Genomic DNA, 19993 nt, shown 5'->3' with positions numbered 1-19993 from the left:
CTGCAGCCGGCCACGCCGGCGGGGCAGCCGCTGCAGGCCGCGCGCATCGAGACCGTCGGCGTCGGCCCCGGCTCGACCCTGCACCTGCCCGACGGCCGGGTCGATGCGCCGGCGTTCCACCGCTACTACGCGGTGCGCGACGGGCGCATGCGCGAGATTCCCGCCACCACTCTGGTGATCCACGGCGGCGCCGGGGTCGAGCGCGCCAGCAGCAGCGCCGCCGACCTGGCCGAGGCGCGCACGGCGATGGAAACCGCCCTGCGCACCGGGCAGGCGCTGCTGGCGCAGGGCAAGCCGGCGGTGGACGCGGTCGCCGCGGCGATCGCGGTGCTGGAGGATTCGCCGCAGTTCAACGCCGGCAAGGGTGCGGTGTTCACCCACGACGGCCGCAACGAACTGGACGCGGCGATCATGGACGGCGCCAGCGGCAAGGCCGGCGCGGTGGCCGGCGTGCACCGGGTGAAGAATCCGATCCGGCTGGCGCGCGCGGTGATGGAGCAGTCCGAGCACGTGATGCTGGTCGGCGACGGCGCCGAGACGTTCGCGCGCCAGCACGGCGTGACCCTGGTCGCTCCGTCCTACTTCCGCACCGACAAGCGCTGGAAGCAGCTGCAGCAGGCGCTGAAGGAAGAGGCCAACAAGCAGGCGCACGCCGACCTGGAAACCGCCAAGCATTTCGGCACGGTCGGCGCGTTGGCGCTGGACACGCAGGGCCGACTGGCGGCGGGCACCTCCACCGGCGGCATGACCAACAAGCGCTACGGCCGCGTCGGCGACTCGCCGATCATCGGCGCCGGCACCTATGCCGACAGCCGCTGCGCGGTGTCCGGCACCGGCTGGGGCGAGTACTACATTCGCGCGGTGGCGGCCTACGACATCTGCGCGCGGGTCAAGTACGCCGGGCAGAGCCTGACGCAGGCGGCCGAGGCGGTGATCGACCAGCAGATCCCGAAGGCCGGCGGCGACGGCGGCGCGATCGCGCTGGGCGCCGACGGCAGCGTCGCCTTCCCGTTCAACACCGAAGGCATGTACCGCGGCTGGATCGGCGCCGACGGCGTGCCGCACGTGGCGATCTTCAAGGACGAGGCACTGCCGCTGCCGGGGGCGCTGTAAACCCGATGCGGTCCGGGTAGGGTCCGGTCGCGGCTGAAGCCGCTCCTACAACGTTTTTCGCCAGGCTGGCGGGGTGCACTGTAGGAGCGGCTTCAGCCGCGACACAACCTTTCCGCAAAGCGCCCGCTGCGCCGATGCGCCAGGGCGATCGGCGCTGTTTACACGCCGCGCGCGCCGCGCCCCAGATCCAATGGCACATGCCGCCCCCACGCAAACCGCGTAGCGTGCGCGGCTGCCCCGCCATCATGTCCCTGTCAGGAGTTCCACCCCATGTCGCGTACTGTCGTTCTGGCCGCCGCCATCAGCTTGGCGCTGGCGGCCTGTTCCGGTAAGGAGTCCACCCCCGTGCCCGCCGCCCCCGCCGCCTCGCAAAGCCCCGCCCCCGCCGCCGCCAACCCGCTGTTGAGCGCCAGCACGCTGCCGTTCCAGGCGCCGCCGTTCGACAAGATCAAGGACGCCGACTACCTGCCCGCGTTCGAAGAGGGCATGAAGCAGCACCTGGCCGAGATCCGCACGATCGCCGACAACGCCGAGCCGGCCACCTTCGCCAACACCATCGAGGCGATGGAGCGCAGCGGCGAGACCCTGAACCGGGTCAACCGCATCTTCTTCGGCCTGGTCCAGGCCGACACCAACGACGAGCGCCAGAAGATCCAGGAAGCGGTGGCGCCGAAGCTGGCCGAACACCAGGACGAGATCAGCCTGGATCCGAAGCTGTTCGCGCGGATCAAGGCGATCTACGACCAGCGCGACACGCTGAACCTGGAGCCGGAACAGAAGCGCCTGGTCGAGCGCGACTACGAGGAATTCGTGCGCGCCGGCGCGCAGCTGTCCGATGCCGACAAGGCGACGCTGCGCAAGCTCAACGTCGAGGAAACCACGCTGGCCACCCAGTTCCACACCAAGCTGGTCGCGGCCACCGCCGCCGGTGCGGTGGTGGTGGACGACAAGGCCAAGCTCGATGGCCTGTCCGAAGGCGACATCGCCTCGGCCGCGCAGGACGCCACCGCGCGCAAGCTCGACGGCAAGTACCTGCTCGCGCTGCAGAACACCACCCAGCAGCCGGTGCTGGCCTCGCTGAAGGACCGCGAGCTGCGCACCCAGGTGATGGCCGCCTCGCAGTCGCGCGCCGAGAAGGGCGACGCCAACGACACCCGCCAGACCATCCAGCGCCTGGCCCAGCTGCGCGCGCAGAAGGCCAAGCTGCTCGGCTTCGACAGCTACGCCGCCTACAGCCTGGGCGACCAGATGGCCAAGACCCCGACCGCGGCGCTGAAGCTGCTCACCGACACCGTGCCGGCGGCCACCGCCAAGGCGCGCAGCGAGATCGCCGAGATGCAGAAGGTGATCGACGCTCAGAACGGCGGCTTCAAGCTCGCCGCGTCGGATTGGGACTTCTACGCCGAGCAGGTACGCAAGGCCAAGTACGACCTGGACGAATCGCAGATCAAGCCGTACTTCGAGATGGACAACGTGCTCAAGAACGGCGTGTTCTACGCCGCCACCGAGCTGTACGGCATCACCTTCAAGGAACGCACCGACATTCCGACCTACCACCCGGACATGAAGGTGTACGAAGTGTTCGACCAGGATGGCACCTCGATGGCGCTGTTCTACACCGACTACTACAAGCGCGACAGCAAGTCCGGCGGCGCGTGGATGGATGTGTTCGTCGAGCAGGACGGCCTCACCGGCGCCAAGCCGGTGGTGTACAACGTCTGCAACTTCACCAAGCCCGCGCCTGGGCAGCCGGCGCTGCTCAGCTTCGACGACGTCACCACCATGTTCCATGAGTTCGGCCACGCGCTGCACGGTATGTTCTCCAAGGTGAAGTACCCGTCGATCGCCGGCACCAGCACCTCGCGCGACTTCGTCGAGTTCCCGTCGCAGTTCAACGAGCACTGGGCCTCGGATCCGAAGGTGTTCGCGCACTACGCCAAGCACTACCAGACCGGCGCGGCGATGCCGGCCGAACTGGTGGAGAAGATCAAGAAGGCGCGCACCTTCAACCAGGGCTACGCGACCACCGAGTACCTGTCGGCGGCGCTGCTCGACCTGGCCTGGCACACCCAGCCGGCCGACGCGCCGCTGCAGGACGTGGACAAGTTCGAAGCCGACGCGCTGAAGAAGTTCAAGGTGGACGTGGCCGAAGTGCCGCCGCGCTACCGCACCACCTATTTCGACCACATCTGGGGCGGCGGCTACTCGGCCGGCTACTACGCCTACTTCTGGTCGGAAGTGCTCGACGACGACGCGTTCGAATGGTTCAAGGAGAACGGCGGCCTGTCGCGCAAGAACGGCGACGTCTTCCGCGCCAAGATCCTCTCGCGCGGCAACACCGTCGACCTGGCCACCCTGTACCGCGATTTCCGCGGCAAGGACCCCAGCGTCGAACCGCTGCTTGAAAGCCGCGGCCTGAAGGACTGAGGTTCGCCTCGCGCCATGCGCTGATCGAGAACGGGATGGCCAGCGGCCATCCCGTTTTTCGTTGCGGCGCAGGTAGCCTCCGGCGGCTCCTGTAGGAGGGGCTTCAGCCCCGACAACATCCGGCGCCGGCAGGCGCGTTTCGAGCGGCATGGTTTCCGAGCCGACCGCCGACTTCGTGCCGCACCGATAGCCTTGGCCACTTAACGCCGCGCTCTCATGGAGAGCATGCGCTACCTGCTGGGTGCACTGTGGGAGGGGCTTCAGCCCCGACAGCCTCCGAAGTCGAGGACGCATCCGCGCCCGGCTATCGATGGTGCAAGCGCGCCCATGCCTTCCGTCACTGGCACGCCGTGCCGCGTCGCGCGCACTGTCGCAATGGCAATGCCGCGATGTCCTCCCGCCCGAATCCCACAGGTGCCCCATGACTTCGACCGACCCGCAAGCCTCCCGCCTGCACCGTGCCGCGAGCTGGACGCGCAAGGAACTGCTGCCGATCGCGGTGATGCTGCTGTTGCTGACCGCCGCGCGCTCCTCGTTCGCCAACCACTACACGGTGCCCAGCGGCTCGATGCAGCCGACCCTGCAACCCGGCGACCGCGTCGCGGTGGACATGAGCGCCTACGGCCTGCGCGTGCCGTTCACCGAATGGCGCGTGCTCGAGCGCGGCCGGCCGCAGCGCGGCGACGTGGCCATATTCGACTCGCCGCGCGACGGCACGCGCCTGATCAAGCGCGTGGTGGCGGTGGCCGGCGATCGCGTGGACCTGCGCGACGGCCACCTGAGCATCAACGGCCAGCCGCTGCGGACCGGCAGCGCCGGCAACGAGGAACGGTTCGGCGATCGCATCGCGCAGCTGGACCTGGATGTCGGCGGCGGTCCGGACCTGTACGACGTGCGCGTGCCGCCCGGCAAGCTGCTGGCGATCGGCGACCACCGCGGCAACAGCCTGGACGGCCGCTACTTCGGCTTCGTCGATGCCGACCGCGTCTACGGCAAGGCGCTGGCGGTGTACTACCGCCGCGGCGAAGGCCTGGAGTGGACGCGGCTGTAAATGATGATGCGCGCGTGTCGGCCGCGTTGTGCGGCCGGCGCGCGCAGTCTGCGCATGGTGTGCCGGCGCAGATCGCGGACCGGCGCCGGCGTGCGTGATGTTTCCGCTTCAGCGCTTCAGCGCGCCGCCGCAGGAACCTCGGCCAACGCGCGCCACCAGCGCGTGCCGGCGACCGGCGCGTCCAGGTCCACCCGCTCGCCCATGCGCGGCGTTGCCAGCGGCACGCCGGCGGCCGCGGCCAGTGCGACGATGCGCTCGAACGGTTCGTGCCAGGCGTGCAGGGCCAGGTCGAAGGTGCCGTTGTGGATCGGCAGCAGCGTGCGCCCGCCCACGTCCAGGTGCGCCTGCAGGCTCTGCTCCGGCTGCATGTGCACGTGCGGCCATTGCGCATCGTAGGCGCCGGTTTCCATCAAGGTCAGGTCGAACGGGCCCAACCGCTGGCCGATCGCCTTGAAGCCGTCGAAGTAGCCGCTGTCGCCGCTGAAGAACACCTTCAGCGCGCGCTCCTGGATCGCCCACGAGCACCACAGCGAGCGCCCACTGTCGAACAGCCCGCGGCCGGAGAAGTGCTGCGACGGCGTCGCGGTCAGCGTCACCCCGTCCACGGTGGTCGATTGCCACCAGTCCAGTTGCCGCACCTTGGCCGGGTCCACGCCCCAGCGCAGCAGCAGGTCGCCCACGCCCAGCGGCGTGACGAACACGCCGACGCGGTCGGCCAGGCGGCGGACGGTCGCGCGGTCCAGATGGTCGTAGTGGTTGTGCGACAGGATCACCCCGGCGATCGGCGGCAGGTCGTCCAGCGCGATCGGCGGCGCATGGAAGCGCTTGGGGCCGGCGAACGCGAACGGCGAGGCGCGCTCGGAGAACACCGGATCGGTCAGCCAGAAACCGCCGCGCAGCTTCATCAGCACCGTGGAGTGGCCGAGCCGGAACAGGCTGTGGTCCGGCGCGGCCAGCAGCTGCGCACGGGTCAGCGGCAGCACCGGCAGCGGCCGCGCCGGCACCGTGTGCGCCGGCTTGTTGAACAGGAAGTCCCACATCAGGCGCAGCGTCGGGAAAAAGCCCAGTGCGCTGGTCGCGGTGGGGACGGTATTGCGGAAGCGCCCGTGGCGGTACTGCGGCGAGGCCGCATGCGACGGCGAACGGGACATCTGGCAGACGGCAGCGAGCACGGCGGGACTCCATCAAGGGTAGATCGACGCTTGGGAGGCGTCGACAGGAAATTACACTACACAGTGTAGTTTCCTTTTCGGAAAAGTAAACCGCCCGGTGTAAAATGCCCGCATGCCCAGTTCACCCGCCCCTACGCCGCCCCCGGCGCGCCTGACCGAGCGCAAGCGCCAGGCCATCCTGGAGGCGGCGATCGCCGAGTTCCGCAGCCAGGGCTTCGACGCCACCAGCATGGACCGCGTCGCCGCCAGCGCCGGCGTGTCCAAGCGCACCGTCTACAACCACTTCCCCAGCAAGGACGCCTTGTTCGCCGAGATCCTGCGCGGGTTGTGGCAGCGCAGCGCGGACATGCTCAGCGTGCCGTATCGGCCGGACCAACCGCTGCGCGAGCAGCTGTTGCAGTTGCTGCAGCAGAAGCTGCGGCTGCTCGACGATCCGGCCTTCATCGACCTGTCGCGCGTGGCCATCGCCCACGGCGTGCACTCGCCCGAGCGCGCCCGCGACCTGATCGCGCAACTGGGCAGCAAGGAAGAGGGCGCCACGCGCTGGATCCGCGCGGCCCTGGACGACGGCCGCCTGCAGCCGCTGGATCCGCAGTTCGCGTCGCAGCAACTGGAAGCCCTGGTCAAGGGCTTCGCGTTCTGGCCGCAGATCGCCATGGGCCAGCCGGCGCTGAGCGCCGAGCAGCAGGCGCAGGTGGCCGCGTCGGCGGTGGACATGTTTTTGCGGCAGTACGCGCGGGTGAGTGCGGTTGGATGTTGAGCTGCCTACGCGGCAGTGAACCAGCTGGACGCGGTCAAGGGCATTTTGTACTTTCTGAGCTGCCTGCGCGGCAGTGAACACGCCGATCTGGTCGAAGCGCCGATTGCCCTTGATTTCTGAGCTGCCTACACGGCAGTGAACCCCTGGTGGTGCCAGTCACCCATGGCGACAACTTTCTGAGCTGCCTACACGGCATTGAACACACCCTGGAGACCTACGCTAAGCCCTTCATCTTTCTGAGCTGCCTACACGGCAGTGAACCTCGAACTCGACGGCGCTGAAGTTGCCGTAGTTTTCTGAGCTGCTTACACCTACGCGGCAGTGAACGTCTGGACCTTCGGCATGCTCGCGCTGCGCAATTTCTGAGCTGCCTACGCGGCAGTGAACAGCATCCCGAGCTGCTGGAGACGCCGAAGTGGTTTCTGAGCTGCCTACGCGGCAGTGAACCTTTTACATCATCGGGTGTTTCGGGAATAGGGTTTCTGAGCTGCCTACGCGGCAGTGAACGGCATGACCCTACTGGAAGGCCTGGCGTGGATTTTCTGAGCTGCCTACGCGGCAGTGAACGAATGCCAACAGCGAGGGCGAAATCCGCGTGTTTTCTGAGCTGCCTACGCGGCAGTGAACGGGTGGTCATAGATACGTGGTCCTGTAGTTGATTTCTGAGCTGCCTACGCGGCAGTGAACACGAACTGACGAATCCAGCCGACGCCGCGGCTTTTCTGAGCTGCCTACGCGGCAGTGAACAGATCTACGAGTTGTCTCTGGTGACGATCCCGTTTCTGAGCTGCCTACGCGGCAGTGAACCTGTCGCGCGATAGCGTCGAGGTGCAGCAACATTTCTGAGCTGCCTACGCGGCAGTGAACACGTGACGGCGCAGCCTGCCGCCCCTGACGATTTTCTGAGCTGCCTACGCGGCAGTGAACGTGGCAATGGCCGCTGTGGTCGCGCCGGAACATTTCTGAGCTGCCTACGCGGCAGTGAACGCGCTGCGGGTCGCGATTCCAGCTGTCGTTGCTTTCTGAGCTGCCTACGCGGCAGTGAACGTGCGCGACCTCTACATGGCCACCAGCGACTTTTTCTGAGCTGCCTACGCGGCAGTGAACGCGTGCCAACGGTGTATGCGCTTCTGAGCTGCCTACGCGGCAGTGAACGCAGGGATGCTTTTCCACGTCGAGCAATAGTGTTTCTGAGCTGCCTACGCGGCAGTGAACCTGACCGGAGCCGGGGCCGTACTGCTGCTGCATTTCTGAGCTGCCTACGCGGCAGTGAACCCCGGAGTGACGTGGAGGGGCGAACGGCGCAATTTCTGAGCTGCCTACGCGGCAGTGAACCGCGGACGAACTGGCCCCGGGCAAGGTGTACTTTTCTGAGCTGCCTACGCGGCAGTGAACCCGGATGCGCACGCCGCAGTGAAGGACTGCCATTTCTGAGCTGCCTACGCGGCAGTGAACGATCGGTGTGAATGCGCCGTCGTCGCTGACCTTTTCTGAGCTGCCTACGCGGCAGTGAACGCCATGTTCGCGCCCTCCCACGACACGGGCCGTTTCTGAGCTGCCTACGCGGCAGTGAACGTGCTTGTGGATCTCTTCGCCCACCAGCTCCTTTTCTGAGCTGCCTACGCGGCAGTGAACATCTCGAAGAACACCGGCGCCGGCCCGGTCTTTTTCTGAGCTGCCTACGCGGCAGTGAACGCGGAGATGGACCCGCGCGGCTTCCTGGTCGATTTCTGAGCTGCCTACGCGGCAGTGAACCAACATCCCGCTGTGCATGCGCGGCTACCGTTTTTCTGAGCTGCCTACGCGGCAGTGAACGGGTCAACGCCGTCGCCGTCGATCATCTTCCATTTCTGAGCTGCCTACGCGGCAGTGAACTTCACCGGATCGGTGGCGTTTTGCATGATGTATTTCTGAGCTGCCTACGCGGCAGTGAACATGAGCTCCAGGATGATCAGCAGCAGCGACCATTTCTGAGCTGCCTACGCGGCAGTGAACCTCGCGCTGGAGTTGGGCCGCCCGTTCCGCGCGTTTCTGAGCTGCCTACGCGGCAGTGAACCTGGCGCAGGGGGAGCGGTCGGTCTGGGTTGCTTTCTGAGCTGCCTACGCGGCAGTGAACGGCCAAGAGCGGCCGCACATCGTGTTCCTGTCTTTCTGAGCTGCCTACGCGGCAGTGAACGGCCTCTTCGCCCAGGTGCAGGCTTTGGATGCTTTCTGAGCTGCCTACGCGGCAGTGAACCCCAAGTCCATGTCGGAAATGACGTACTTGGATTTCTGAGCTGCCTACGCGGCAGTGAACACCTCACCGGGCAGCGGCCGGCGGACGTGCTGTTTCTGAGCTGCCTACGCGGCAGTGAACGAAGCCGGCGCGCTGCAGGTGGCCGCATTCCTTTTCTGAGCTGCCTACGCGGCAGTGAACTCCTGGCGGGCGTCAGCGATGGGGATCAGGGTTTTCTGAGCTGCCTACGCGGCAGTGAACTTGTTCGCGAACTTGGCCATGACCAACGACTTTTTCTGAGCTGCCTACGCGGCAGTGAACCGCCCTGGCGCCAGTAGGCCGGCAACTGTGGTTTTCTGAGCTGCCTACGCGGCAGTGAACTTGATCGCCGATGCTTGCTCCGCTCTCGCGAGTTTCTGAGCTGCCTACGCGGCAGTGAACCCTGATCGAAGCTGGCCAGGCCGCCGCCACGATTTCTGAGCTGCCTACGCGGCAGTGAACTCTTCGATGCCCTGTTCCAGCGCCATCTCGTTTTTCTGAGCTGCCTACGCGGCAGTGAACACGCTGACCGAGCGCCAGTGCCCGACCTGCTTTTTCTGAGCTGCCTACGCGGCAGTGAACCGCTTCCTGTGCACCCTGAAACTCACGGGACGTTTCTGAGCTGCCTACGCGGCAGTGAACGGCTACCCCGGCGCGCGCTCGGGCGCGTACATTTTCTGAGCTGCCTACGCGGCAGTGAACCTACATCGACCTGTACGGGTACGCATTCGAGATTTCTGAGCTGCCTACGCGGCAGTGAACCTGGCCGTTCTGGAAGTCGCCGCCGATCCACTTTTCTGAGCTGCCTACGCGGCAGTGAACTGTTGTAGGACTTCGCGTTGGCCAGTTCCGAGTTTTCTGAGCTGCCTACGCGGCAGTGAACACCTACACCGACCAGCAGCTGGTCGAGGAGTTTTTCTGAGCTGCCTACGCGGCAGTGAACTGCCGGCCGCCACTCGCCCCACTGCTTGAACATTTCTGAGCTGCCTACGCGGCAGTGAACCCAAGATCTCGCCATCCACCGGCACAGCAGCATTTCTGAGCTGCCTACGCGGCAGTGAACGCGCTGTCGCCCGTACGGGTGCTATGCGGCCCTTTCTGAGCTGCCTACGCGGCAGTGAACACGGCGTCCATGGCGTAGTCGGCCGCGCTGATTTTCTGAGCTGCCTACGCGGCAGTGAACTTTCTCGCCCCGTCGTTGGTCGCCGGCATTGGCTTTCTGAGCTGCCTACGCGGCAGTGAACTCGGTGACGCTGATCTATGGCGACTTGGAGAATTTCTGAGCTGCCTACGCGGCAGTGAACTGGTTCGACCCGAAGGCCATCGACATCGTGCTTTTCTGAGCTGCCTACGCGGCAGTGAACGGAACCGCGCGCGGCGTGGACACGATCAACGATTTCTGAGCTGCCTACGCGGCAGTGAACGTAACTCTCAGTCAATACCAAAAAGTAACCAATTTCTGAGCTGCCTACGCGGCAGTGAACTGCTGCGCCCAGGCCACCGCGAGCCGCTTCGCTTTCTGAGCTGCCTACGCGGCAGTGAACCCCTTCAGCTCCGACGGAGCACAGCCAGCAATTTTCTGAGCTGCCTACGCGGCAGTGAACGACCGGATGGTGATCCAGGCGCGGCAGCTGCTTTTCTGAGCTGCCTACGCGGCAGTGAACCCTGCATCGAATCCACCGTCCAGCCGCCGTGATTTTCTGAGCTGCCTACGCGGCAGTGAACGAGAGCACCGATCCAGTGGTGCGCGACTACAATTTCTGAGCTGCCTACGCGGCAGTGAACTGTGGGTTCAGCGCGCGATCCAGCATCGCTTTTTTCTGAGCTGCCTACGCGGCAGTGAACTTCGAGCTCCGGGTGCGCAGCAAGCAACTTCGTTTCTGAGCTGCCTACGCGGCAGTGAACGCCGAGCTCGCGGCGCGATACTCCAGGGACGTTTTCTGAGCTGCCTACGCGGCAGTGAACCCGGATGCGCGCCTGACGATCCTGTTTACCATTTTCTGAGCTGCCTACGCGGCAGTGAACAAGACAAAAATTTACCCAAGTGCTTGAAAGCTATAGTAACCAAGCGCAAAAAAGCCATCCTCCCTTCCGAGAGGATGGCGTCTAAGTGGTTGATTGTTTGAGTATTTTACTGGTGCGCTAAAAAAGGGTCAGAACCAGGGAACGGTGGCCTCATGGCTAAGGCCATAGCTGTTGAACAGACCTTGCCTGGCTTCTTGCAGCATTGGCCCATGCCGAATGAACAAGGGAAAAGCCGCCTGACCGGTGCTTCGGCTACCAAGTGTGACGAAGGGAAGCTGGAGTCGCTCGGCTGCCGCATCGGGGAGGCGTTCGATTGCGGTATCGGCGTCCCAGCCGTGCCGTCGCATAGCGCGGCGTCGGAGGCGTGCGGGGCTGCTCTTGGCCTGGACGCGCGTCACCTGCCGGTGCGAGGTTCCGCCAGGTACCAGGGCAATGCCGGAAATCGACAGATGGTCGCCCATGCCCTTGAGCCAGGACGTTGCCATCAGTTCCTGCAACGCAGACTCCGTACCGTGCAGGCGCAGGTGCGAACCCAGGCTTGGCGCCTTGTCGTCGTGGCCGGGGAAGCTGACGCCTATGTGCGAGGTGCCCAGTTCCACCAAGCCACGGTGCAGGCGTGCGTACAAGGCTCCCAACAGGTGATGGGGCGCGATGTCCGGGTCGGACCTGAGCTGGAGGTCGAGATAGTGCTGCATCGTGCCACCTCAGCCTGCGTCGCCGAATACGCCGCCACGGATCAGCGTGGCGATGACGAAATGCTGCTGTTCCAGGTCCGGCGTCTTGTCCTTGATCACCCAGGCGTCGAGCAGGTTGTAGAAGTCCAGCTTCTCCTTCGGCTGACGGTAGGCCTTGCCTTGCGTGGTGACCGAGCCGTACGGTTCCACCGCAATCGCGCCATTTTCCTCCGCCTCCGGGTACCAGGTGTCGATGGTGCGCAGCGCATTGCCGATCTTCTGCGAATGAATGGCGGCCACCGCCTTGTCGCCTTCGCCGACCGCGTAGAGGGTCTTGCTCTTCTTGCTTGTGGCCTTGTCCAGGATCAGCTCCTGCGACGGGAACACCTCCTGGCCTGCGCCGAGGCGAACGAAGGCCGTGACTTGCAACAGCACGTGCGAGCGGCCGGCCAGTCCGGCGGCGATCAATTCGGCCAGCGTCCGCAGGTCGTCGGTTTCGCCTGCCGGTGGGGTCAGGGTGCGCAGCGCGTGGTCGTGTGCCTGGAAGCTCCATTGCGCGGCAGCGCTGCCGTCGCGCAGGTGGATCACCTGTACTTCGACCTGCTCAGCGCCGATCCGGTTGCGCCACAGGAAACGGCCATTGGCCAGGTTGGCGGCGTAGCGCCGGGCCAGCTCGTCGAAGCCGTGTTGCTGCGCATAGCCGCCGACGGTGGCGAGGAGCTTCTTGCGGTAGTCGGCGTCGTTGCAGGCCGAGGGTTCGCCGGCACCGCCCAGGATGCGCAGGGTGAACTGCACTTTCAGCGTATCGGCATCCAGCGGCAGCGCGGCCACGTCCACGGTCTGCAGGTTGGGGTTCTGGATGGCGGCATCGAGCTTGGCCGGGTCGGTCTGCTCCTTGCTCTTGTCCTTGAGCCGGTTGGAGATGGTGCCGCGCACGGATTTCTCGCGCACCTTCACTGGCTGCCATTTGCCGGCATCGCTGCGGCCGTTCCAGCTGCCGGCGAAAAACAACGCATCGGAGGGATCGAGCTTGCGCTCGAAGGCGAGGACGGAAGCGGTCTTGAGGGTGTCGTTGGCCATGATGGAATTCCTTGTCGTGATGGACGATCAATCGAAGTTGGTGTCGGTGGCGGGGCGGTAGTCGTTGCGGCAGCGATACAGCCCGGCATCGGGCTGGCTGTCGGCGTACCAGAGCAATTGTTGCGGGGAGTGCAGTCGGTGCGGGCTGAGCCATTCGCCGGCCGAGTACAGGCTCTCGACGAAGCGGAACGGCGTGCTGGCGTCGCGTGCGTTGGCGATGCTGCCGGGCGCATGCAGGTCGCCTAGCGCGCCATAGCCCACCGGGATCGGCACGATCCAGCCTCGGCCGGTACGGTCGTTGCGCCATTCGCCTTTGCCGTCATCTGGGTCCTGCGTGTAGCGCCAGTTGATGCGTGCCAGCGACAGCCATGCGTCCAGTCGGGTGCTGCCGGGCGCGTGTGCCTGAAGCTCGGCCAGCCGCATGTCGAGCAGGTCGTCGCGGGCCACCAGCGTGAAGCCGGGCAGCAGGCGTAGGCGCAGTTTGCGGAAGACTGCGTGCCGGTCGTCTTCGGTGCCGGTCAGGGCGATAGCTTGCGGCTGTTGGCGATGGCGGCCGACTTGCAGCGGTGGCAGCACGCTGCCTCCGGCCACGCGCATGCCTGCCAGAAGGTTGGCAACGGTGGCGAGGTCCAAGGCCTGGGTGGCCGGATCGCGTACCCAGCGTTCGCCTTGCACCGCGAACACCAAACTCAGCTCCAAGTGGATGCGGCCTTCCTCGACGATGGCGGCGGTGCCGCCGTCCTTGCTCACCGGGTTGCGGGTGAGCCGGAATGCCTTGACGAAGCCGCCCTCGGTGACCTGCTCCTGGTGGTCGTGGCAGACCACGCCGACGGCATGGAAGGCGATGTCCAGTCCGGCGGCCCGTGTCTTACGCTCCAGCGCCCACATCAGGCCCAGGAAGGCGGTCATCGATGGAAAGCCGTGGGTGAGTGGGCTGGAGACGGCGTTGGCGTTCTGTACCCGCAGGCGCGGCAGCACCAGCAGATGATCGAATGCCGGGCAGGCGCTCATGCTGCACCTCCTGCCGACGCACGGCGGCGCATCGGCACAGGCCACGCCGCATCGACGATGGCTTGGGCGGCCCAATGCTGGAACTGGTCGTCGCCGAGGCCCGCAATCCCCGCCTCGCGTAATTGGTCGTTGAGCCAGTTGGCGAAGCGCCCAGCGATCTCATCGGGCCAGTCGCCGAAGTCGTAGGCTTCTCTGAAATCACGATCGTCTTGCTGCCATTCTGGGCGTTGCGGGTCTTCGCGGTCCGGCAGATCGATCCGAGCCGGGTCTAGCCACAGTCGCTCGCACAACGGCAGTTGGCAGTTGGGATCGCGCGTCCAGCCAGGCTCGAAACGGGCGTGGATGGTACTGGCGAAGTAGGCCAGTTGCAGGCCTAGTGCTTGCTCGATCGCTTCTCGCGTTTTCCTGATGGCGTCGTTCTTGGGAGGATTAGTCAACAGGAAGTCGCTCAGCGTCTTGATCAGTTGCCGCACGCCCTCGAACCAGGCGAAGCGTTCCAGCGCCGAGTCCAGATCAAGCAGGCTGCGCGGACGCTCCTGGGTCCAGCGCGGCGGCAGTGAGGCCAGCAGATAGTTCACGCCGCCGCGATCGCTGTTGAGCTGGCTGATGTTCTGTGGCTTGGTGCCGCCCAGCTTGCGTGCGACCAGGTGGCGGTAGTCGCGATAGATCTCGTCGAACGGCTGCTTGTCGCGATAGGCCTGTCGTGCCGCTTTGTTGTCCTCGCCGAAGCGCGCCTCCCGGATCTCGGCATGTACGGCATGTGTCAGGCTGCTGGAGAACAGCGGCTGCAGCAGGTGGTACTGGGTGTCGTCGGCCGGCTCCTCACCGGCCAGCCAGTAAACCTGCTTAGCTGCCTCGTGCGAGCTGGGCTGCTGGTCGCTGCGCACCAGGCTGCCAAATGCTCGCATCCAGTCGGTCGCCACTGCGGCATCGGCGTTCAGCGCGTCGCGCAGGTCGTCGTCGCCGGCCTGCATCCAGTCGAGCAGGCGCCGCCCCTCGATGTCCAGTTTGAGGAACTTGAACACGTCCAGCGCAGCGGCATTGCCGACCACGTCCTCGGCGTAGTCGTCGCCAAGGACGTGGCTACCGATTTCGACGTGTCGCGGTAGTGCGGCAGGCGCGACATGCAGGCTACTGCCACGTGCATCTGGGTGTGTGGCCTTGAGCACATGGGTCACCGCCTGGATCTGTCCGACCCGGCGCGCCGCATCGGCCAGCCAGATGCCATATTCGTACTTGGATGCCGTGTCGGCACCGTCGTCCTTGCCCTTCAGCTTGGCCTCGCGCCGGGTGTCGATGAATGTGGCGATGGCGGAGCGGAAATTTTTGCCTCTATCGGTCAGTTCTTTCATTCCCTCTATTCCCCTAAGATCGTGTTCCATTGATCCAAAGTGCTGTCGATCTTTACTACCCTGCTGTCTGTCCTCTTCTAGTGGATATTTACTTCTGCTTGGCGAATCCTAGCCATGGGTGGAACCTCCATCCTTGCTTGCTCTCCGGAACCTCCACCGTCGCCAGCCGTTCGGCGCAATGCTGCAGGGAGAGGTTGAGGTGCTCAGCCTGCTCGGCGAGCAATGCTATGAGGTCGAACTCGCCCCACGGCGCGATACGCGGGCCGGGATCGAGTTGGATGTCATGGCGCTGGCTGCGCTCCACGGCGGTATAGAGCTTCTCGTCGCGGCGGATGTTGCTTTCCTCGATGCGGTGCAGGACAAGCTGTTCTTCTTCATCGTCGGGTAGCAGGACCAGCGTGATCGAGGGCAGCGGATCGTCGCGGAATGGCTGTTGTTGCGGCAGTACGCCGGTCAGTGCGGCCCTTGGGTATTGCCAGGCGCACGCGGCATCCAATGGAAATGTGACGGCACTGCGGACCGAAGTGGATACGCTGGTGCGGGGCTTGGGTAGCATGCTGTCGGCCATGCGCGCGTGTTCCAGGTCTACCAGATTGTGCTGGGGCTGCTGCTTGGCGTGAGGCAATGGCTGGATACGTGGCAGCGCGGTCAGCGTGGTGTACTCGTCGGCCCGCAACAACTTGCCGAGCCGGTGGGTCTGCAGCCGGAAGCGTTCCGTGCGTGCGCCGTGGGCCTGCTCGAATCCAGGATGCACGAACGCTGGTGCGTCCTGTCCTATCTGTCGAAAATGGCGCAGATTGGTGTCGAAGATCAGCACGTTCGGCGCGGTGCCCGGCGTCCCGCGATGGCGCTGCACGCGCCCGGCAAGCTGGATCAGCGAGCGCATTGACGACGGTTCGGCCACCGCCCAGTCCGCATCCCAGTCGCGGCCGACTTCGCACACCGGGCTGGCGAGTACGATGAACACCTGTTGCTGCTCGGGGCCGGCGTCCAGCGCGGCGCGGATCGCGGGCAGGCGATAGACCGTCAAGCCGTCGCCACGACGATCAAACGCCGCGTCGAGCTGCTGCTCGATCGCCGAGCATTGCAGCAACGGGAAGCGCGCATGGTAGACGCACAGGTGGATGCGCGTGCCCTCTGGGGCGCCAAGCCGGAACAGCGCCTGTGCCACGTCGAACAGCGGATCGATATTGGCCATGCGCACCAAGCCGAAGCTGACGCGCTTGCCGCTGACCGGATCGGCTTGCGCGTGAGCGGCGTGCAGGTCCAAGCAGGCGGTGCGGACGTGCCCCGCGAATTCGGCATGGATCTGCTCGCGCTGGCGCGACTGAAGTTGCAGCGGCAGCAGCGCGCCCCGCCGCAGCGGCTCGGCCTTCTGCAGCCGCGTGGAACGCCGGCCGACGAATTGCAGGTGCTGCTGCGCGAAGGACGCCGCGTCTGGACAGGCGGCCGTCTGCACACCGAATTCATCGGCCCACAGGCATTGCACCATCACCGCCGCATCCGCGTTGCCGCCGTCGGCGCCGCGGTTGCGTTGGTAGTGCATGCGCCCGGCGCGATAGGCCGCATACATTCCTTCGAGCAACGCTGGCGGCAACGTTGCCGAGGACAGCAGCACACGCGTGCCCAGCATCCCGGCCCAATGCACCAGTCTGGTTAACGCGGGCAGGTCGTCCAGATCGTAGTCATCCAGTTCGTCGAGGATCAGGTCGGCGCTCATCAGCCGCAGCATCGGCGCGATTTGGCGTCCTGCGCGCAGCGATTCGGTGGCCGGAACCATATGATCCACGGTGCAGACCAGCATCGGCGCGGACAGCAGCTTGCGAATTTCCGGGTCGTGCAGCGCGCGGGATAGTAGCGGGTGGTCGGCGGTGGTGCCGTCGTACAGGATGTGGCTGTCCTCCTCCAGCAGCGACTGAACCGAAGCCGATCCGTGGGACTCGGCTTTCTGTTGGTAGTAGTCGAACAGCGCTTGGCTGGCCGAGCCGCCTACGCGAATGGCCAGTTCGTCGTCGCTCAAGTGCAGGTCGGTGCGGTAGCTACGGCCGGTCTGCAAGGTCAGCGAGCGCAATCCGAGTGCATAGGTCGCGCGCATGCCGTGTTGCGGATCGGCCAATGCATAGAGAATGCGTGCATTGCCCAAGGTCTTGCCGCAGCCGGTGGATGCCATGTTGACAATGAACGCACCCTGCGCACGTGCCGCTTCGCGCAACGCGGTCGCCGCATCGGCCGCCTTGTCCTGCCAGGCGAAGCGGGGATCGGCACTGCGCTTGCGCAGGCCGCGGTGCTGAGCCAACCGAGGCAGGTGGCGCTCGAAACCGGGCAGGGCATGGGCGATCAGGCCGGTGGTATGGGTCACGCCCAGCAAGTGTTCCACCAAGGACTGGTTGGGCACCGTGGTACCGGCCTGGTTGCGGGTCGTATTGGCCATCAGCCATGTATCCGCTTGCAGATGCGGCCTGCGCTCGGGGACAGGCTGGTCGTTCTTGTCCAGTCCCAGTCTGGAGTAGGCATGATCAGCCAGCATCAGGCTGAGTCGCGCCAGGTGCATCACGTATGGATTGCCCAGCCAGTCGTCGTCGCGACGCCCGCGCAGTTCAGTCAGACGCTTTGCCAGGCGCGCAGCCTGTGCACGCCACGCCGCCGTGGCGACCGGCAATGGACCTGCGGGATTCCAATAAGGCTCTATCCTGGTGCGTTCGAAGGGCTGGCGGATCTCGTTCCAGTCGTGCCCGACCAGCGATAGCGGCGCCTCCAGCCACATAGGATTGAAGGTGCGGGCACGGCGGCCCAGCCAGCCCTGAGTGCCGTCCTCGTTGGCGACGGGTATCAACGGCAAGCGGTGGTGCGTCAAGACCAACCAGGCTATCGCCGCAGCGAGGGGCGGCAATTGTTCGAATGGACGCCCAGGGTCGGCATCCAGGCCATCGCGGCGGTAGCGTCCGTCTGCTGTCCAGCTCAGCACGTCGCTGCCATCCGGATCGGACAGGCGGTGCAGCCAGCCCGTATCGTCGTCCTGGCCGACGAAAGCCTGGAACATGCGCAGCGACACCCATTCGTGGCGATAGAGGTTGCGTTCCTGCAAGTGCCCGTGCAGCCGCGCCTGGAAGGCAACACTGATCTTGCCCAGGTCGTGCAGCAACGCGGCCAGTTGCGCGAGCAGCCGGATGTCTTCCGCACGATGCCAATCGTTCTCGTCGCCGCGACGTAGCACGTTGCGCGTGGTGGTATCTGTTGGCACGGCACCTTGCGCATTGAAGCGGCTGGCGTCCCCGACGATCCACAAGAGTTCGCTATGGTCCAGACCGCGGATCCAATGGCAAGCAACGGCGGTATTCTTGCGCGCGGTGCGGCGCAGGAGCTTGCGCAGGGTATCCAGGCCCGTTTGGGTAATCGGCGTCTGCCAGGTGCGGTCGCCGCGGCGCTCGGCGAACTGGTCGAGGATGCGCCGGGTCTCGGTCAGTGCGCGCTTGTCGCACTGGGACACCAGCAAGATGTTCATGCTGCACCGTCGCGCTTCAGCGATGCCGTCGCCAGCGCCACCTCCTTGAGTGTCTCGATCATGAAATCCAGCGATTCGCTGCGGGCAAGCGCTTCGATACAGTTTTGCCGAAACGCTTGTTCGTCGTCCCCGCGCATGGCCGACAAGAACGCCTGCGGGAGGATGCTGGCATCCTTGACCAGGTCGGCGGCATCGAACACCAGCCCGCCGCGCCGGGTTTTCCCGTGCAGGACTGCCAGGCCATGCGGCAGCCCCAGCACCCATGTCGCGGTCGCCCCCAGCCCATAGGCGAGATAGTTGCCGTGATCGAGAAAACGGTTGGCCGGATCGTTGCCGGCGCCGCGTTTGGCGCGGGTGAACTCGCCGTAGCCGACGGTGTCCACGGCCAGCTTGAACAATGCCTTGGTCAGGCGTGCCTCTTCGGTCAGCAGGGCCGTGTTGTCCTGCGCCAGTTCGATGTTCCTGGAACTTCTTTCCAACAACTCCTGCAGGCGGGCGGCGGGAGGGGCGAAACCAGCATCCTTTAGTGGGCGCAACAGCCATTGCTCGCCGATGCGCCGGTTGCGCGCTTGTTGGAATGCTTTGGCCGCGCACAACCGCAGGTCGTCATCGAACCAGAACCTGACCCAGGCCTGTAGATATTCGGTAGGCCGGTATTCGCTCTGGGGAGAGAACCAAGTGACCTCGACGTCCATTTCGTTCGCCGTGAACAACGGCGTACCGCCACCGCCGCAGAAGCCCACCAGCACGCCTGCCTTGGCCAGCTCGCGCATGGCGGCCTGGGTAATCGACGTGCCCGTTCCTAGTAACAGCGTTGTGGTGTTCGCGATCGGAATGTTCCAGTACAGCGAACGCTTTCCCGCGTCGGTCACATACTCGACGCGCCCGCCGTTGACCAGCACACGGCAATGCTGGAGATAGTAGAGATTCGCCCGTTTGGAATGCAGGATCGTTTTCAGATCCGAAGCTGGCAGTGCGTCCATGTACCCCTTGTGGGCCGGCAGCCGTTGCGCTCGCATCGGATCCGTGGCCTGTTCAGGCTTGGATATTAGACCCAAGTTGTCGTGTTCTTGGGTCTAGGTTGTGGACAAATTTTTTGGCGAGCATGGACCATTGCAACAGATGGCCGACATCGGTCGTGATCGATCCGCCCCGTGCGCAGGTGTCGTGCTTGTTGTCTCAGCCCTCCGACCACACCGCCAGCTCGTAGCCGTCCTGGTCGGCGAAATGGAAGCGGCGGCCGCCGGGGAATTCGAACAGCGGGCGGACGATGCGGCCGCCGGCGGCTTCGATGCGCGCCTGGGTGTCGGCCAGGTCGTTGGAATACAGCACCACCAGGGCGCCGCCGGGCTGCGCGGTGCCGTGGAAGAAGCCGCCGCTGAGGCGGCCGTCGCGGAATTCGCAGTAGTCCGGGCCGTAGTCCTGGAAGGTCCAGTCGAAGGCCTGGCCGTAGAAGGCCTTGGCCGCGGCGATCGAGGCGACGGCGAATTCCAGGTAGTCGATGCGGTGCTGCTGGTCGGCGCGGCTCATGGCGGGCTCCGTGAAAAGGGAGGCCAGTATCCATCGCCACGC

The 19993-nt window shown here is 65.2% G+C and carries 11 protein-coding genes, 1 pseudogene and 1 CRISPR repeat array; of the genes and pseudogenes, 4 read left to right on the top strand and 8 right to left on the bottom strand.

Features of this window, described 5'->3' with window-relative positions; translation table 11 throughout:
• The first annotated feature begins 147 nt into the window (after positions 1 to 147).
• The 3 genes from NUG20_RS20615 to lepB all read left to right on the top strand — a co-directional run bounded on the left by NUG20_RS20615 (position 148) and on the right by lepB (position 4591).
• A complete protein-coding gene (locus tag NUG20_RS20615) occupies positions 148 to 1113 on the top strand; it encodes an isoaspartyl peptidase/L-asparaginase family protein (RefSeq protein WP_263398560.1) in 966 nt (321 codons plus the stop codon).
• Between the two features lie 270 nt (positions 1114 to 1383).
• Positions 1384 to 3540, top strand: coding sequence for a peptidyl-dipeptidase Dcp (dcp, locus tag NUG20_RS20610; RefSeq protein WP_263396234.1), 2157 nt, complete (start codon positions 1384 to 1386; stop codon positions 3538 to 3540).
• A 421-nt stretch (positions 3541 to 3961) separates the two neighbouring features.
• Complete coding sequence (gene lepB / locus NUG20_RS20605; protein WP_263396233.1) at positions 3962 to 4591, top strand: signal peptidase I; 630 nt, start codon at positions 3962 to 3964, stop codon at positions 4589 to 4591.
• A gap of 116 nt (positions 4592 to 4707) precedes the next feature.
• Here lepB and NUG20_RS20600 read toward each other — a convergent pair whose 3' ends face one another.
• Positions 4708 to 5742, bottom strand: coding sequence for an MBL fold metallo-hydrolase (locus NUG20_RS20600; RefSeq protein WP_263398559.1), 1035 nt, complete (start codon positions 5740 to 5742; stop codon positions 4708 to 4710).
• Between the two features lie 133 nt (positions 5743 to 5875).
• On the opposite strand from NUG20_RS20600, the pseudogene NUG20_RS20595 reads away from it, so the two are divergent.
• Positions 5876 to 6502 (top strand): annotated as a pseudogene (locus NUG20_RS20595) (TetR/AcrR family transcriptional regulator); the annotation flags it as partial.
• Between the two features lie 14 nt (positions 6503 to 6516).
• Positions 6517 to 10802: a CRISPR direct-repeat array (repeat unit 28 nt; unit sequence TTTCTGAGCTGCCTACGCGGCAGTGAAC).
• Between the two features lie 128 nt (positions 10803 to 10930).
• On the opposite strand, the gene cas6f reads toward NUG20_RS20595, so the two are convergent.
• The 7 genes from cas6f to NUG20_RS20560 form a co-directional block, all read right to left on the bottom strand.
• Positions 10931 to 11497 carry a type I-F CRISPR-associated endoribonuclease Cas6/Csy4 gene (gene cas6f / locus NUG20_RS20590; RefSeq protein ID WP_263396232.1) on the bottom strand — a complete coding sequence of 189 codons (567 nt, stop codon included), beginning with the start codon at positions 11495 to 11497 and terminating at the stop codon, positions 10931 to 10933.
• A 9-nt stretch (positions 11498 to 11506) separates the two neighbouring features.
• On the bottom strand, positions 11507 to 12556 hold the full coding sequence (gene csy3 / locus NUG20_RS20585; RefSeq protein ID WP_263396231.1) for a type I-F CRISPR-associated protein Csy3: 1050 nt from the start codon (positions 12554 to 12556) through the stop codon (positions 11507 to 11509).
• Positions 12557 to 12583: 27 nt separating this feature from the next.
• A complete protein-coding gene (gene csy2 / locus NUG20_RS20580; RefSeq protein ID WP_263396230.1) occupies positions 12584 to 13567 on the bottom strand; it encodes a type I-F CRISPR-associated protein Csy2 in 984 nt (327 codons plus the stop codon).
• Positions 13564 to 14919, bottom strand: coding sequence for a type I-F CRISPR-associated protein Csy1 (gene csy1, locus NUG20_RS20575; protein WP_263396229.1), 1356 nt, complete (start codon positions 14917 to 14919; stop codon positions 13564 to 13566). The genes csy2 and csy1 overlap by 4 nt, the downstream gene beginning before the upstream one ends.
• A gap of 88 nt (positions 14920 to 15007) precedes the next feature.
• Positions 15008 to 18421, bottom strand: a complete 3414-nt coding sequence (gene cas3f / locus NUG20_RS20570) for a type I-F CRISPR-associated helicase Cas3f (protein WP_263396228.1) — start codon at positions 18419 to 18421, stop codon at positions 15008 to 15010.
• Entirely contained in the window at positions 18418 to 19404 is a 987-nt protein-coding gene (gene cas1f, locus NUG20_RS20565) for a type I-F CRISPR-associated endonuclease Cas1f (protein ID WP_263396227.1), read from the bottom strand. Before cas1f ends, cas3f begins: the two co-directional genes overlap by 4 nt.
• Before the next feature lie 196 nt (positions 19405 to 19600).
• Positions 19601 to 19951: a VOC family protein gene (locus tag NUG20_RS20560; RefSeq protein WP_263396226.1), complete on the bottom strand. Its 351-nt coding sequence runs from the start codon at positions 19949 to 19951 to the stop codon at positions 19601 to 19603.
• Positions 19952 to 19993 lie beyond the last annotated feature (42 nt).

The sequence above is a fragment of the Xanthomonas sp. CFBP 8443 genome, assembly GCF_025666195.1.
GTDB lineage: Bacteria > Pseudomonadota > Gammaproteobacteria > Xanthomonadales > Xanthomonadaceae > Xanthomonas_A.
This window is presented reverse-complemented; position numbering and strand designations above follow the sequence as displayed.